Here is a 14,516-nt window from a genome sequence, read left to right as displayed (position 1 = left end):
GTCCTCCTCACAATGAGCAGGTATTTTAAAGATATTCATATCCTAACACTTTCAACCCCTCCAAGCAAAGAAGAAGCATAGGCTCTGCAGTTTGCACCATTCAGATTAAGAAAAAGATAATATAGGCGAAATAAAGCGCTAAAACACTGATCACGATAAGCGTTGTTTCAAATAACCCCCCCGACTTAGCCGGTTTCTGTTTTGGGGTATATCGCGTCTTCGTTATTTTTCCTTGGCGCGGTTTTTGCTGTCTTTGTCGTGTGGCAGGCTGCGGTGATGCTTTTATAGGCTGTTTTCTTTGTGCTGCTTTTTGCCCCGCGTCTAGCATATCCTTTTTCATTTCATCTGCGGATTGATAATCTCCGTTCAAGGCTGAAAAAAGCGCTTTTTTATACTTTTGAAGCAGCGGGTTTCCTTCGATGAGAGACCTAAGCTGTTCTTTGGGCTGGTTCGTTTTCTTAAATTCTTTTTTATGCACACTGTTGATCATAATCATGGCAACTGCGAACAGATCATAGGATGGCTCTGCCTTTCTTGTTCCATACCCCCAATAGCCTCTGTCATAAAACTCCGTATACTCTTTTATCGCCCGGCCTTCCTTTGTCGTGCCGCCCACATCAATGCAGCGGATCCTTGCGGGCGGACCAGTTACGATCAGATTATCAGGTTTAAGATCGCCGAATATCCATCCTTGCTGGTGAAGCACCGATAAGCTGGATAACAGCTGAATCATTAATACCGGTATCCACTCTGCTCCTTTATCACTGACATACTTCAAAAGCAGCGGCCCTTTTATGTATTCCATTGCATAAAATGAAACTTTCGTATTGGCACTGGGAATATAGGCATCATCCGTATCAAAAAAAGAAGGCCCCATCGTAACGGACTGGGCCTTTGAGAAAGATTTCAAGACATTCACTTCAGAAGTAATAGACAGGCTGTCATCACTCACCTTTAAGGCAACATGTCCATCTGATGTTTCTGCCAAATACACAATTCCATTGGCCCCTTTACCAAGCTGTTTACGCAATGTATAAGTGTTTCCATTCCACTTGCCTTTGATTGTCGTACCCGGCTTGAGGCTACATGCCAAACTCGTCAAAGCGTCGTTCATCATCTGCCAGCATGCCCCTTCTTGAGCGTATTTTTTCAAACTGCAGTGTCGCTTCACGAATCGCCGGACCTGTCGGCGTGATGCCGCCTGTCGAAAGCTTTGCAAAGAGTGTGGAAAGAGATTGCAGCTTCGGTGTCCAGTTCAGCACAAGCTCGACCTCTTGTTTTTTCCCGGGAAATATACACATCGCAAATTCGTTATTCCCAATTCGGGAATTGAGGCTTACAGACAAATCAATCAGCGCCTCTTTTACTGTTGGAAGCTTTGGCGCCATACTTGCACTTGTATCAACAAGAACCAAAACCTGAAGATGCACCGTTTCTCCAAGCTCGTCTACCACTTCCATGACTTCGCCGCGTTTTTCCGGAGAAAGCTCTTCCATTTCCACATTCTTTCCGAGAATCTGTTTCAGTTCTTGATTGACTACACCTTGTAAGGTTTGCGTCATCGCTTTCTTTGTTACCATTTGAACAGTTTGTGAAAGCTGAGATGCATAAACGACTTGGTGCACGCCTCCTCCGGCAAGTGCAATCCCTTCGACTTCCTTCATTGCCTCAGGGTCAATTTGATTTTCTTCCATTATACCAATGACATTTACCGTAATCCCCTGCTCTTTAGCAAAAGCAGCCATTGCAAGCGGGTCTTCCCCATGGTTTGAGCAGCCATCCGTTATCAGCAAAATTTGATTTAAATGTCCGTTGTTCACATTCATTCCTCCTGGAGAATACGAGGATTCTCAGATTCATATATTCCCATCTTCGCCAGAAGAAATTTGATTTATACGGAAGCGTTATGAAATTTCTTGTTTGTTTTGAAAGATTGCCGGAACAGGAATGGATGCCCACTTCGGTGTATTGTGATCAATCCGGACGACAACAACAGTCATATCGTCCTCAATTTGGCCGGATCTTGTGCGGATGACTTCTTCCATAAGCAAATCGGCAATCTCCTGCGGGTCATTTGTTTTCAACCCTTTCATTTTACGCTTCATCCATAAGTCGTGATTTTCCACATGCTTAGGCCCCTCAAAAATGCCATCACTCATCATAATTAAGAGGTCACCCGCTTTCAGCTGTTCACTCACAACCTCCACATCGAATTCATTAATAATACCGATTGGCAGATTGCTCGCTTGAACTTTCATGACCTGGTCACCCCGTTTGATAAAGCTGGGCGTCGATCCAACCTTCAAAAATTTACAGCTGGCATCTTGAAGATCGATAATAGATAGGTCAAGCGTGGAATATATTTCGTCAGTTGTCCTTAGAGACAGTATGCTGTTGATCGTTTTAATTGCTATTTTTTCATCAATGCCCGATTCAAGGATTTTTTCAAGAAGCTTGATCGTTTCATTGCTTTCAAAGTGCGCTCTTGCGCCATTGCCCATTCCGTCACTGATTGCTGCAGCATATTTTCTGGCTCCAAGCTCCATCATGCTGTAGCTGTCACCGGAGACAAGGCCGCCGCCCTTCGCAGCGTGAGCAGCTCCCGTGGACACCCTGTATGATTTTGTTGATCCAAAGGCGACATGGCTGTATCCATTCGGATGCGGAGAGTGCTGTTCGGCTTTCACAAGAATTTGTTCCTCCAGAATGTCAGAAAGCATAGGAGCAATGATTTTTTCACTTTCTCCATGTCCGCTGAACGGAATGGTCATTTCAATATCGATATTTCCTTGTTCAAGACTATAGATCTCGACATGCTGAATCTCAATTCCGAAATGCTGAAGCGCTTCTATGATTTGCTCTTCCTGCAGAAAGTGTTGTTCTCGCTCTCTTTTTATTTCCCGAGAAAAGTCGGCCATAACCTCAGAAACGCCTAAAAGCTGTTCAGCAACAAGGCGCCTGCTGTCTTGGACTTTTTTCTTGAGTGTCAAATGGGCATGATGATGTGCGAGCTCATCCTCAATCAGCTCTTCAACCTGCTTGGATTTAGAACAATACTGTTGAAACTCTTTTTTCAGCCTTCGGTTTGATGCATATTCTTTTTCCTCTGTTTCAAGCATAACTTGTTTCATTAAGTCATATGTTTTATCAAAGTTCTGTACCCAGCACCTGTTTTTCTTGTAGCACGTCTGGCAGGAATGCTCCGTGATTTTGCTTAAGAACAGATCAACTTCGCTGTCATCTGTCTGTTCGTCTGATGCTTGATAAAAGGTTGCAAAGCTTTCAGACAGCGCGTGAAATACATTGGAGAATTGGTCTACCTTCTGAGCAGTGACATCACGGATTTTTCTAGCGTATTGCTGTTGCTCTTGAAGATGCTCGACAGTTCCCGGAATATATCTCGCCACTTTCCTCGTAATAGATTGAGGTGTGAGCAAAAACAGGCAGACTGCGATTAATGACTCATAGAGCGTTGTCATCAGACCGGCAGAGCCTTCACCATATAAAGATATAAGAAGTGATCCAACGATCAAACCAATTGCTGCACCCGCTTTTTTCCCTTCCTTCAGCAAACCGCCCAATAAACCGGAAAAAGCAAGCAGACTCATTTGATATAGGTTTCCGATATTCGCCAAGCCAAGAATCAGGCCGGTCACAACCCCAACCGTACAGCCGATGCTTGCTCCGCCAATAAAGGAAAAACTCAACACAACATAACGAGCCAATATATGTTCTGCCTGCATCCCTTGGTAGGACAAGCCAGCCAGCCCCGTTAAAACAGAGGCAATAAGAATCATAAAGCAAATGATTTCCTCTATTTTTAATGATTGTTTCACTTTTTTCACAGTAAAAATCGGAAGGCTCTGAAGGAAAATCAGTGTTAAGATAAACGATAGTCCAGCCTCAACGATAGCCATTACATAATCATAGGTTGTAAATACGCCATTTTGGGCATAAACAAACCCGGCTCTTGCTGCAGCCATGGAGAAGAACACGACAATCGGGAGCGCTTTAACACGATCGTCGGTAATGAAGGCAGCCACTTTAGAAAATACGAAGAATGCCAGCAATGCCGCCAGTATGAGCAATGAGTGCTTTGGAGATATGGTCAGCGCACCTGCAAGCACAGCCAAAACCGCATAAAACGCTTTGTCTCTTCTGATAAGAAGCATCGCTCCAAAGAAAGGAAGTGCGAAAGGAAGCACCTCGGATAATATGAAAGCCCGTCCAAGCAAAAATCCGATGACAACATAAATGAATCCTTTATAGAAAAACAGTGAATGCAAATGATGAGTCACCAGCTTCGTGCCCCTGTTAAAAAACGATTGGAGTTTTTCCAAAGCTTGTCCCGCCATTGGCCCGTTCACTCTTCTTTCTGCTTTTTCCATTCCTCTCATCTCCCACCTGTTATATTCGTTGCCTGTCATTATAGCGAAAGCACAGATAGGATTTTGTCAAAAGAAGGTAACAATACCAAAGAAATCTTCGACGGTTTCTGCCTTGATATTCGTTTATGAAAAGAATTTCCGGAATGTTGTCTAAAAATGAAAAAAATCGGCTTCTGCAAGAGAAACCGATTTGTTAGGATGACCCGTACGGGATTCGAACCCGTGTTACCGCCGTGAAAGGGCGGTGTCTTAACCGCTTGACCAACGGGCCAAACAAATATGGTAGCGGCGGAGGGGATCGAACCCCCGACCTCACGGGTATGAACCGTACGCTCTAGCCAGCTGAGCTACACCGCCATATTGTTTTGTGCTTCTAAGCACAAGTTATATAATACAAAGGTTTGTCTCTTTCGTCAACAGAAACTTTAATGTTGTAATTTTCTGACTCTTAAAGAGAATGAGGATAATAAAAAAGCATCCGTCGGGATGAACGGATGCTTCATTTATTTTATAGAAAGCAGCAAGTTATCCTCTTCTTGCTCCGCGCCCTCCACGTTTTGATTCCGTATTGCGTTTTAAAGATGACAAGCGATCTTCGCTGTCTTTTAAAAACTTATTCATTTTCTGTTCAAAAGATTCTTTCGGACGGAAATCATTTCTAGGTCTGGCTTGCGGACGGTCTTTAGCTTTTTTAATAGATAAACCAATTTTCCCGTCTTTTTCAACGTTGATGACTTTCACTTCAACTTGGTCGCCGACTTTTAAGTGGTCGTTAATGTCTTTGACATAATTATCAGCTACCTCACTAATGTGAACGAGACCGGTTGAGCCTCCAGGCAATTCAACAAATGCTCCAAAATTTGTAATACCTGTAATTTTCCCTTGCAACTTGCTGCCAACTTCAATCGACATAAAAAAAGTGCTCCTCCTTAGGCTTATAAAAAGATCGTTTGCTTAATTATACCTAAATAAAAATTTAAGTGTCAACAAGGCTACTTGCTCTTCTTCTCCACATTGAAGATAATTTCTCCGTCTCCAGACATGAATAAGTCCCTTCTGGCAAGCTCTGTGACGTAATCCTCATCCTTCAATTTGGATATTTCTTCTTTTAAATCCGTTTGTTTTGTCTTTAAACTTTTCAGTTCTTTTTCAAGCTGTTCTTTCTTTTCTTCTTTTGCACTAAGGGAAGATGTTTGGGACCATACAGAGCTTGCCAGCACAATTGCCGTCAGGAATACTAGGGCGCCGAATACAGTTAACCGTCTGTACAGCCCTTTGCGTCTTCGTTTCTTCAGCTGATTTTGCCGTTCTACTTGTTCTTTATAGTCGTTTTGTATTTCAGTTATCGTTCGTTCCCTGGAAAAATTCAAACCAGACGGTCCTCCTTTCATCTCTTCAAAAACCGTGTGATGGTCGTTCTTATGGTTATCAATAGTTTCTTCTTCTTTTTGAGAAATCCTGCACCTTTTTCAAAATAACGTCTAAAAGTTAGACGCATTTTCACAGGAAGAAGTTTCAAACATTGTTTCGCGATAAAACGGATCGGAAAACACAGAACCATGACTATTTTATATAGACACAGCAGGAGAAAACCTATCAGGCTGTATGTTTTCTTGAATAAAAATGCCGCCAGCCAGATGATCGCTCCGCATGTCCACACAATAGGACGAAATAACACGTGCTGAATGAGTTTTTTGAAGAATTGATAAACAGAAACAACAAGGTAAATGACGAATTTCAGTATTTTTATATAGATTCGTTTGCAAAGGCTCTGATACGTCGCAACGCCCAGCAGAACCGCTAAAAAGATGTAAATCCTGAATTCTCCCTCATTTACATGAAGCAAGACATAAAAGAAAAGCAGCCCTTGCATAATCCAGAAAAGAATATCATGAATAAATAATAGCCATCTGGCTGTTTTGGCACGAATGACAAAGAGCCGGTATGTATCAAGCGAAGCACCAAGCCAGAGACCCATACCGGACATCGCTAGCATTGTATAGAATTGTGTCGTCAGCGTCATTTAAACAACTTGCTAAAAAACCCTTTAGCTTTATCCCCTTGTTGTTCGTCTAAGTACACTAAATCAAATACCCTGCCTTTAATCGAAACAATCCCTTTTTCCACATCAAGATTTTTCATCTGCAGGTTTTGGCCTCTGACGGAGAGCATTCCCATCACCGTTTCCAGCAGGAATTCTTCGTTATCAAAACTCTCCACATGCTTAACCCCAGAAATATCTAAATGCTTCCGGCCTTTCATTGTCACATCATGCTGTTCCGGAACAGACGAAGAACCTTTTTGATCATAATATGAATTCATCTATTCAGCCCCCATATCCTCGATACTTTTAGCATTATTACTGCATTGTATGAGGTGGGGGGTTTTTTTAGAACAAGCCTATTCGCCGAGTTTTTCTTCTTTTAGAATCGTGTACATGTTTGCAGCTTCTTCTTTTTTCGTCGTGTCTTTCAATTCATTAACTTGAACCGTTACAAGCTTTTGGCCGAAGCGGACCGTTAGTTCATCTCCCGGTTTTACGTCAGAGCTAGCTTTAGCTTGGTTTCCGTTAATAGAGATTCGTCCTTGGTCAGCTACTTCCTTCGCTAGTGTACGCCGTTTGATCAGCCGTGATACTTTCAAAAATTTATCTAATCTCATATCTATGATCTCCTCTCAGTTTCTTTTGCTTCATTCCACAGTTTGTCCATGTCCTCAAGGGACATATCAGCCAACTCGACTCCCTCTTCCTTCGCTGTTTCCTCAATGTACGAGAACCGTCTCCGGAATTTGTCATTAGTCATGGTCAGCGCTTCCTCTGGCTCTATTTTGTAGAAGCGGGCTACATTCACCAGCGCGAACAAAATGTCGCCAAACTCAGCTTTAAGATTGTGTTCGTGAGGAGCTTCAGAAACCTCAGAAGAAAATTCCTTCATTTCCTCACTTACCTTTTCCCAAATATCGCTGACGTCTTCCCAGTCAAAACCGACCTTCGCTGCTTTTTTCTGCAATTTAGCTGCTTTCGAAAGAGCTGGAAGGGTTTTCGGTACGCTGTCTAGTAATGATGATTCAGATGTATTTTTTTCGGCCTTTTTTATATCTTCCCAATTGGCTAAAACATCGTTTTCATCCTGAACCTTAACATCTTTAAACACATGGGGATGTCTTCGGACCATTTTTTCACTGATTCCTTTTATGACATCATCAATTGTGAAATAACCTTCATCTTCACCAATTTGCGCGTGAAGCAAGACCTGAAGCAAAACGTCGCCAAGCTCTTCGATCATATGGTCTGTGTCTTCTTCGTCAATAGCTTCGAGAAGCTCATAACATTCTTCAATCATGTACTGCTTTAATGACTGATGCGTCTGCTTTTTATCCCACGGACATCCATTAGGTCCGCGAAGCTCTCTGATGATGCTTCGGAACGTGGAGAATTCGTGATAAAGCAGCTTCTCTTCTTTAATCGGCGGAATATACACACTTGTTAAGTTGTTCAAAGCGACATTGCGGTCCAGCTCAAATAATGGCACTGTCCTGATCTCCTCGCCACGGCTGCCTGCTGCAGTCACAATGACGACCTCATAATCATCAGGCAGCTTCTCCATCAATGTCAGCTTGACTTCAGAAGCCGTCATTTGGTCGTAAACCTGACATATGATCAGATGATGTCTGAGCTCAAGCTCATCCGCGGACAATGTGCCGGCATCCACAAATTGAAAACCTTCAATCGGGTCAATTTGCAAGACATTGAATGTGGCATCAAGGAAACTTTGTCCCCCCGCGACTTTCACTTGAACGTTTTCCTTTTCCTGCCGCTCCGTCAGCAGCTGAACTGTTTTTTCTGCGACAAAAGGGTGTCCCGGCACAGCGTAAACCACGTCCTCACGCCGCGCCGCTTCAAAGAGGATATCTGCAATTTCTTCATATACCGCCTCGAACTGATCATGTTTCTCATATATATCATCAAAGAAACGGATGTTCTTCGTTTCTTTTTCAAGCTCCTCAATTAAAGGATGATCCTTGGTTCTGACATACAGCGTATCTGCCTTCGTCAGCAGCTTGTGTATACCAATTGTCAATTGGTCCATGTCTCCGGCACCAAGTCCGACGACTGTAATTTTACCCGCCATTTTGTTCTCTCCTTCTCATGAATTTGCTTAACTTGCTGCCGAATGGCACACTGTTCAGCTCTTCATCTGTAAATATTCCCAATCTCATCATACAATAAATAAACACCGCGCCACCAATGGCAACAGCAGAAAGACTCTCAATCACAGCCGCTCCTCTTCCTGTTGCAGGAAACAAGAAAGTCCAGAGACGCGTATACGCAAGCAAAACAGCTGACATCAAAAGAGCAGATCCAATAATCGGAATCAAAACGCCTCTAAGCTTATCGAGCCATTCCTTTTGCCGAAGCTGATACAAGTTAAGGCCGGCGACAGCCGCAAAGGAAGCCGCTGTCGCAAGCGATGCGCCTTCAATCCCATAGCGCGGAACCAAAAGTGTGTTTAACACCCATTTCACCGCAACACCCGCGCCCACCGCTATCGCAGGAAAAACTGTGTATCCCGCTCCCTGTAAGACTGCCGCTGCCGTTACCGCCAAGGATGCAAACAAAATGGAGCAGCTAAATACTTGTAACGCACCTGTCCCTTCTCCATTTTGAAACAGCATGATATTTACCGGCTTTAGAATGCAAATCAACCCAGCCGATGCGCCTGTACCGAGCACAAGGCATAGTTTCAAAGATGACGTGATTTTTTCTTTCATGATCTTCAGCTCTTTGTTTTTTACAGCCATAGAAATATACGGAACGAGTGACGTCGCAATGCTTACGGCAAAAACTGAACCGAGCTGCAACAAGGGTTGTCCCCGATCATAGATCCCCTTTAGGCATTTTGCTTCTTCGCTTGCCTCACCACCCGAAAGCAATGCATATAAATTCAAAGCATCAACAAGCTGGATAAACAAAAGCAGCAAACTGCTTACACAAATTGTGACCGAATATAAAAGCAGTTTTTTCGTCAATTCTTTTGTTGTGATGACATTTTCGTTTTGCCTATCCGTTTGGTTGTCTCTTTTCGTTTTGAACCAAAAAAACCCCAGTATTATCAATGCAACCAAACTTCCGGCAAGAGAGCCTGAAGCGGCTGCCGCTCCCGCAGTATAAAGCGAGGCTCCCTTTTTCACGAGCCAAAATGATAAACCCAAGAGCACCGCAACACGCAGAAACTGCTCTGTCATCTGTGATAAGGCTGAAGGGAGCATTTCGTGCCGCCCCTGAAAACCGCCTCTTAGCAACGCGACAAATGGGAAAAGCAGAAACGCGTATGCGGCCACTTGAATTAACACGGCTAGATGCGAATCTCCCATAAAGAGTGCAATAGGAACAGCACCCAGATATAAACAAAGAAATAATAAAATACCGATTAAAGACAAAAACAACGCTGATATTTTTAATATGGTGTGATGATTTTTTTCACTATAATCATTCATCAGCTTTGAAATAATGACTGGAAATCCTGATGTGGACAGCATGACCGCAATACCAAGAAAGGGGTATACCTGCTGATATATATAAAATCCAACATCGCCGACAATGTTTTGAAACGGGACTCTGTAAACAGCGCTTAAAATTTTTGTGATGACGCCTGCCAGAATTAAAACAAAAGCCCCCTGCCAAATCCAATGCCGTTTAACGCCTATTGAATCGTCCATCCAAAAGCTCCTTCCCAACGTCAGGGGCAATACGGTTCACGTATTACCGCGGCACAAATAAAAACGAGGTTATTATACCACATCCCAACCCTTGGATTCCTTTTTCGGCACGCATGAAAAAGAACAGCGTCCCAAGGAGAGCTGTTCTTTACATACCTATTTTCGAAGAAAGGAATAAGACCTACTGTTCCATTTGACGAGCCAAAAATCCAGCTGCTGTTTCAACGGCTTTATGCTCTACTTCGCCCATTGTCTGATCTTTTGAAAAGATCACCACAGCACCTATCGGATCACCGTTCGCCACAATTGGGCCTACAGTATAAGAATTCATGTCCTCATCAATTCCATTCACAAGCTGTACTGATTTCGCATCACTCTCAAGCACGGAGCTGCGCTGATCCATTGTTCTTTCCAGCATTTCGCTGATTGACTTGTTTAAGTAATCTTTTTTGGAGCTGCCGGACACGGCAATATATACATCACGATCACAAATCAGCACTGAATGGCCGAGGCTGTCGTAAAGCGCGTCTGCATACTCCTTTGCAAAGTCTCCAAGCTCACTGATCGGAGAGTACTTTTTCAAAATCACTTCTCCGTCACGATCTACAAAAATCTCAAGCGGATCGCCTTCCCTGATTCTCAGAGTTCTTCGAATTTCTTTAGGAATCACGACCCGACCTAAGTCATCAATACGACGTACGATACCGGTTGCTTTCATCTCTGGTGCCTCTCTTTCATTTGATGGTATATACATGTGGGAAAGACCTAAAGCAGTTACTTTATGTACCTTCCGCCTCGCTTGAAATTAGTATCCGTCACATCAAATGTAATATACACCAGAGAGTAACAAAATTTACGTTGATGAAATGGTTTGCTTTTTCACATCTTTTAAGCCCTTCAGCATGCCCAGCACGGTGTCGAGCCATTCATCAGCACTACGGCCTTTCGTCTGTATGGAGATTTTGAGTTTTTTCCCTTCCATTCCCAGTCCGATTTGTCTGCCATATTGATTGCCAAGCTCAAACAGCTTCTGCCCGTCAATTTCAGCACTTGCTTCTTCAGAAATCGTCAATCTGACAGCATCTTTATCCTGCTTAATCAGCTCGACACGTTCCTGTCTCGCATAGACTTTCATTTCTGCAACAGTAAACAAGTATTCGACTTCTTTTGGATAGTTTCCAAAGCGGTCGATCATTTCATCTTGAAGCTCATTCTTCTCTTCGATTGTCGCCACAGACCTGAAGCGTTTATACATATCAATTTTCTGTTTGCCGTCTTGAATATAAGTTTCCGGAATATACGCATCAAGCTCGACATCAATTTCTGTTTCAAACTGCTCTGTCTTCGCTGTGTCTCCTTTACGCTCCTCAATGGCCTCCTTCAGCATTTGTGAATAGAGGTCAAATCCGACCGAATCGATGAAGCCATGCTGCTGGGCACCAAGAAGATTCCCGGCTCCGCGAATCGTTAAGTCACGCATTGCGATTTTAAAACCGGAACCTAACTCTGTGAATTCTTTAATAGCCTGCAGCCTTTTTTCAGCCACTTCTGTCAGCACTTTATCCCGGCGATACGTGAAGTACGCATACGCCACACGGTTAGAACGGCCGACACGCCCCCGCAGCTGGTAAAGCTGAGAAAGTCCCATCTTGTCGGCGTCAAATACGATCAGCGTATTGACGTTTGGGATGTCCACGCCAGTTTCGATAATGGTTGTGCTGACGAGAACGTCTGATTCTCCTTCAAGGAAGCTTAGCATAACGGTTTCTAATTCATTTTCTGTCATTTTCCCATGCGCATATGCTACCTTCGCGTCAGGGACTAGCATTGAAATTTCATCCGCTTTCCGCTCAATGTCCTCTACCCGGTTGTACAAGAAATAGACCTGGCCTCCGCGTGCAAGCTCACGTTCAATCGCCTCTCTGACAAGAGCGCCGTTATATTCCACAACATACGTCTGTACGGGGAAGCGATTTTCCGGCGGAGTCTCGATGACTGAAAGGTCCCTTACGCCAAGCATAGACATATGCAGCGTACGCGGAATCGGCGTTGCTGTTAACGTTAATACATCAACATTGGCTTTTATTTGCTTGATCTTTTCTTTATGGGTTACACCGAAACGCTGCTCTTCATCAATGATGAGGAGCCCTAAGTCTTTATACACGACATCCTTTGATAGCAGCCGATGCGTCCCGATGACGATATCAACCGTTCCATTTTTCAGCCCTTTGATTGTTTCGTTTGCTTCTTTTCTCGTTCTGAACCTGCTGAGAAGGCCGATATTAATCGGATAGTCCTGGAAGCGCTCTTTTATGGTTTCATAGTGCTGCTGTGCCAAAATGGTTGTCGGAACGAGCAGAGCTACCTGCTTTCCGTCACCGATCGCCTTAAACGCGGCACGTATGGCAACCTCTGTTTTACCGTAGCCCACATCTCCGCACAGCAAGCGGTCCATCGGACGTTCTCTTTCCATGTCTTTTTTGATTTCGTGAATAGAACGGAGCTGATCCTCAGTCTCTTGATAAGGGAAAGCCGATTCGAATTCACGCTGCATCTCATGGTCAGGAGAAAACGCATAGCCCTTGCTCGCTTCTCTTTCGGCATACAGCTTAATTAAGTCATCAGCAATATCCTGAACGGATGTCTCTACTTTTTTCTTGACCCGCTTCCATTCACTTCCGCCTAATTTATACAGCTTTGGCTCTTTTCCTTCGGAGCCAACATATTTTTGGACCTGATCAATTTGTTCTACAGGGACGTAAAGCTTGTCACTGCCCTGATAATGTATATTTAAATAGTCTTTATGAATGCCGTTGATTTCAAGAGTTTCAATCCCCAGGTATTTTCCGATCCCGTGATTAATATGAACGACATAATCTCCAATTTGAAGCTCAGAATAGCTTTTGATGCGCTCTGCATTGGTAAGCTTCTGTTTTCGCGGCTTCTTCTTTACACGGTTTTTGAACAGTTCTTCTTCCGTGATAACGGCAAGCTTCATTAACGGCAGCTCAAATCCCGATTGGAGCTCGCCTTCCATGATATAGACCTGTCCCTGAACAAGCGCTTTTTTGCTGTCTGTCATGGCGGCCTCGATATCATAATCAGCCAAAACAGATGACAATTTCTGCGTACGTTCCTTGTTTGCTCCTAAGAACACAACAGTGAAATTTGATTTTTTAAAACGCTCCATTTCGCCCGCAAGCACGTTCATTTGGCCATGGAAACTCTGCATTTGCCGGCCTGACACATTGACGATATTTTGCGGGCTCGTATGGTGTACATGCCGCAAAAATAAAGAGTAGTACAGCAGAGGCCGTTTTTGCTCAGCCACTATTTTTTGGAAGCTGAATGACAAACGAATGTCATGCAAAATCTTCCCTTCCTCAAGAAGATTTGTTATAAACTCCGCTTCTTCTTTTTGAAGCTGTTCTTCCATCTCATGAATCCGACTGACTTCATCCAAAATCAGAAGTGTATTATCAGGTGTATAATCTAGTAAACTAGCAGGCTTTTCATAGAAATATGAGAGATACTTCACGAGCTCCTGATCTGTCTGGCCTTCAGACAAGCGTTCTTTATCGTGAGAAATATTCGCATGAAGTATTTCTTTTTGTTTGTCAGCCTTTAATTTTTTCAAGCTCGCGGCAAGACCACTATCGATTTTCTCCATCGCCCGCGCTTTTTCTTCCGGTCTGATAATTAATTCCTTCGCGGGACCGATATTGATCGAGGTAAGGGTCTCAATTGACCGCTGATCATCTGAATTAAAGCTGCGGATTGAATCCACCTCGGTGTCAAAAAGTTCAATTCTCACCGGATTCTCTGAAGTCAGCGGATAAATGTCAATGATTCCCCCGCGAATACTGAATTCCCCGGGCGCAGAAACCATATCAGACCGCTCATACCCTACCTCTACCAGCCGTGAGGCAAGCTGGTCAGGTTCAATATCATGGCCTACTTGAATGAGCATCTGGCTGCTTTTCCACACCTCAACAGGCGGCAGCATTCTTCTGATTGCAGCTACCGGAGCAACGACAATTGGCGCTTCTCCATTCGTTAGTCTATTAATGACATCTAATCGCTGCGCCCGCAATTCAGGGCTTGCAACTGCGATTTCTGATGAAATGAGTTCATTGACGGGGTACAAAAGGACAGACCGATCCTCTAGAAGTGAAGTCAGATCATCTGTTACTTTCTGGGCTTGATATAAGTTATGGGTGATGAGAAAGATAGGCTTATTCGTTTCATTAGCCAGAGCAGAAGTAAAAACAGAACGCGCGGAACCCGACAGACCCGCGAGCAGCTGTTCCTTCAGGCCCTCGTGTAAACCGTTGATGATGGATTTAAAGTCATCGCTTTCTTTTATAAAGGTTTGAATGTTGTCCATATGGCCCCTCCTCTCTGTTT

12 protein-coding genes and 2 tRNA genes are annotated in these 14,516 nt (G+C 43.7%); all 14 read right to left on the bottom strand.

Annotated elements, in window-relative coordinates:
* Positions 1 to 100 precede the first annotated feature (100 nt).
* The 14 genes from prkT to mfd all read right to left on the bottom strand — a co-directional run bounded on the left by prkT (position 101) and on the right by mfd (position 14,496).
* Positions 101 to 1,117: a serine/threonine-protein kinase gene (gene prkT, locus BSU_00660; protein ID NP_387947.2), complete on the bottom strand. Its 1,017-nt coding sequence runs from the start codon at positions 1,115 to 1,117 to the stop codon at positions 101 to 103.
* A complete protein-coding gene (gene yabS, locus BSU_00650; protein NP_387946.1) occupies positions 1,083 to 1,820 on the bottom strand; it encodes a hypothetical protein in 738 nt (245 codons plus the stop codon). Before yabS ends, prkT begins: the two co-directional genes overlap by 35 nt.
* 84 nt (positions 1,821 to 1,904) lie before the next feature.
* Positions 1,905 to 4,388 carry a SpoIIAA-phosphate serine phosphatase gene (spoIIE, locus tag BSU_00640; protein ID NP_387945.1) on the bottom strand — a complete coding sequence of 828 codons (2,484 nt, stop codon included), beginning with the start codon at positions 4,386 to 4,388 and terminating at the stop codon, positions 1,905 to 1,907.
* A gap of 199 nt (positions 4,389 to 4,587) precedes the next feature.
* Positions 4,588 to 4,659: transfer RNA gene (gene trnSL-Glu1 / locus BSU_tRNA_11), tRNA-Glu, on the bottom strand.
* Positions 4,660 to 4,668: 9 nt separating this feature from the next.
* Positions 4,669 to 4,745 (bottom strand) — tRNA-Met (gene trnSL-Met1, locus BSU_tRNA_10).
* Positions 4,746 to 4,913: 168 nt separating this feature from the next.
* A complete protein-coding gene (gene yabR / locus BSU_00630) occupies positions 4,914 to 5,300 on the bottom strand; it encodes a putative RNA degradation protein; polyribonucleotide nucleotidyltransferase or phosphorylase (protein NP_387944.1) in 387 nt (128 codons plus the stop codon).
* Between the two features lie 80 nt (positions 5,301 to 5,380).
* Positions 5,381 to 5,758 (bottom strand): cell-division initiation protein, encoded by a 378-nt coding sequence (divIC, locus tag BSU_00620; RefSeq protein NP_387943.1) that lies wholly within the window; start codon positions 5,756 to 5,758, stop codon positions 5,381 to 5,383.
* Positions 5,759 to 5,775: 17 nt separating this feature from the next.
* Positions 5,776 to 6,411: a membrane protein of the forespore gene (gene spcQ / locus BSU_00610; protein ID NP_387942.1), complete on the bottom strand. Its 636-nt coding sequence runs from the start codon at positions 6,409 to 6,411 to the stop codon at positions 5,776 to 5,778.
* Positions 6,408 to 6,710 carry a spore protein involved in the shaping of the spore coat gene (gene spcP / locus BSU_00600; protein NP_387941.1) on the bottom strand — a complete coding sequence of 101 codons (303 nt, stop codon included), beginning with the start codon at positions 6,708 to 6,710 and terminating at the stop codon, positions 6,408 to 6,410. The genes spcQ and spcP overlap by 4 nt, the downstream gene beginning before the upstream one ends.
* Positions 6,711 to 6,788: 78 nt before the next feature.
* Positions 6,789 to 7,049, bottom strand: coding sequence for a ribosomal RNA binding protein involved in 50S recycling; heat shock protein (hslR, locus tag BSU_00590; protein ID NP_387940.1), 261 nt, complete (start codon positions 7,047 to 7,049; stop codon positions 6,789 to 6,791).
* A gap of 2 nt (positions 7,050 to 7,051) precedes the next feature.
* A complete protein-coding gene (gene yabN / locus BSU_00580) occupies positions 7,052 to 8,521 on the bottom strand; it encodes a putative fusion methylase and nucleotide pyrophosphohydrolase (protein ID NP_387939.1) in 1,470 nt (489 codons plus the stop codon).
* Positions 8,511 to 10,109, bottom strand: coding sequence for a putative exporter (gene yabM, locus BSU_00570; RefSeq protein NP_387938.1), 1,599 nt, complete (start codon positions 10,107 to 10,109; stop codon positions 8,511 to 8,513). The genes yabN and yabM overlap by 11 nt, the downstream gene beginning before the upstream one ends.
* A 181-nt stretch (positions 10,110 to 10,290) precedes the next feature.
* Entirely contained in the window at positions 10,291 to 10,827 is a 537-nt protein-coding gene (gene spoVT, locus BSU_00560; protein NP_387937.1) for a transcriptional regulator of sporulation / germination, read from the bottom strand.
* Between the two features lie 135 nt (positions 10,828 to 10,962).
* On the bottom strand, positions 10,963 to 14,496 hold the full coding sequence (gene mfd, locus BSU_00550; RefSeq protein ID NP_387936.1) for a transcription-repair coupling factor: 3,534 nt from the start codon (positions 14,494 to 14,496) through the stop codon (positions 10,963 to 10,965).
* Positions 14,497 to 14,516: the final 20 nt, after the last annotated feature.

Origin of the sequence: Bacillus subtilis subsp. subtilis str. 168, assembly GCF_000009045.1 — a bacterium.
GTDB lineage: Bacteria > Bacillota > Bacilli > Bacillales > Bacillaceae > Bacillus > Bacillus subtilis.
Note: the sequence above shows the minus strand (reverse complement) of the source record. Positions and strands in the feature narration are given on the sequence as shown.

Excerpts from the sequence above, each read along its gene's own strand:
- yabN (NP_387939.1), bottom strand. The coding sequence starts at position 8,521 with ATGGCGGGTAAAATTACAGTCGTCGGACTTGGTGCCGGAGACATGGAC.
- prkT (NP_387947.2), bottom strand. The coding sequence starts at position 1,117 with ATGATGAACGACGCTTTGACGAGTTTGGCATGTAGCCTCAAGCCGGGT.
- hslR (NP_387940.1), bottom strand. The coding sequence starts at position 7,049 with ATGAGATTAGATAAATTTTTGAAAGTATCACGGCTGATCAAACGGCGT.
- yabM (NP_387938.1), bottom strand. The coding sequence starts at position 10,109 with ATGGACGATTCAATAGGCGTTAAACGGCATTGGATTTGGCAGGGGGCT.
- mfd (NP_387936.1), bottom strand. The coding sequence starts at position 14,496 with ATGGACAACATTCAAACCTTTATAAAAGAAAGCGATGACTTTAAATCC.
- yabR (NP_387944.1), bottom strand. The coding sequence starts at position 5,300 with ATGTCGATTGAAGTTGGCAGCAAGTTGCAAGGGAAAATTACAGGTATT.
- spcQ (NP_387942.1), bottom strand. The coding sequence starts at position 6,411 with ATGACGCTGACGACACAATTCTATACAATGCTAGCGATGTCCGGTATG.
- spcP (NP_387941.1), bottom strand. The coding sequence starts at position 6,710 with ATGAATTCATATTATGATCAAAAAGGTTCTTCGTCTGTTCCGGAACAG.
- spoVT (NP_387937.1), bottom strand. The coding sequence starts at position 10,827 with ATGAAAGCAACCGGTATCGTACGTCGTATTGATGACTTAGGTCGGGTC.
- spoIIE (NP_387945.1), bottom strand. The coding sequence starts at position 4,388 with ATGGAAAAAGCAGAAAGAAGAGTGAACGGGCCAATGGCGGGACAAGCT.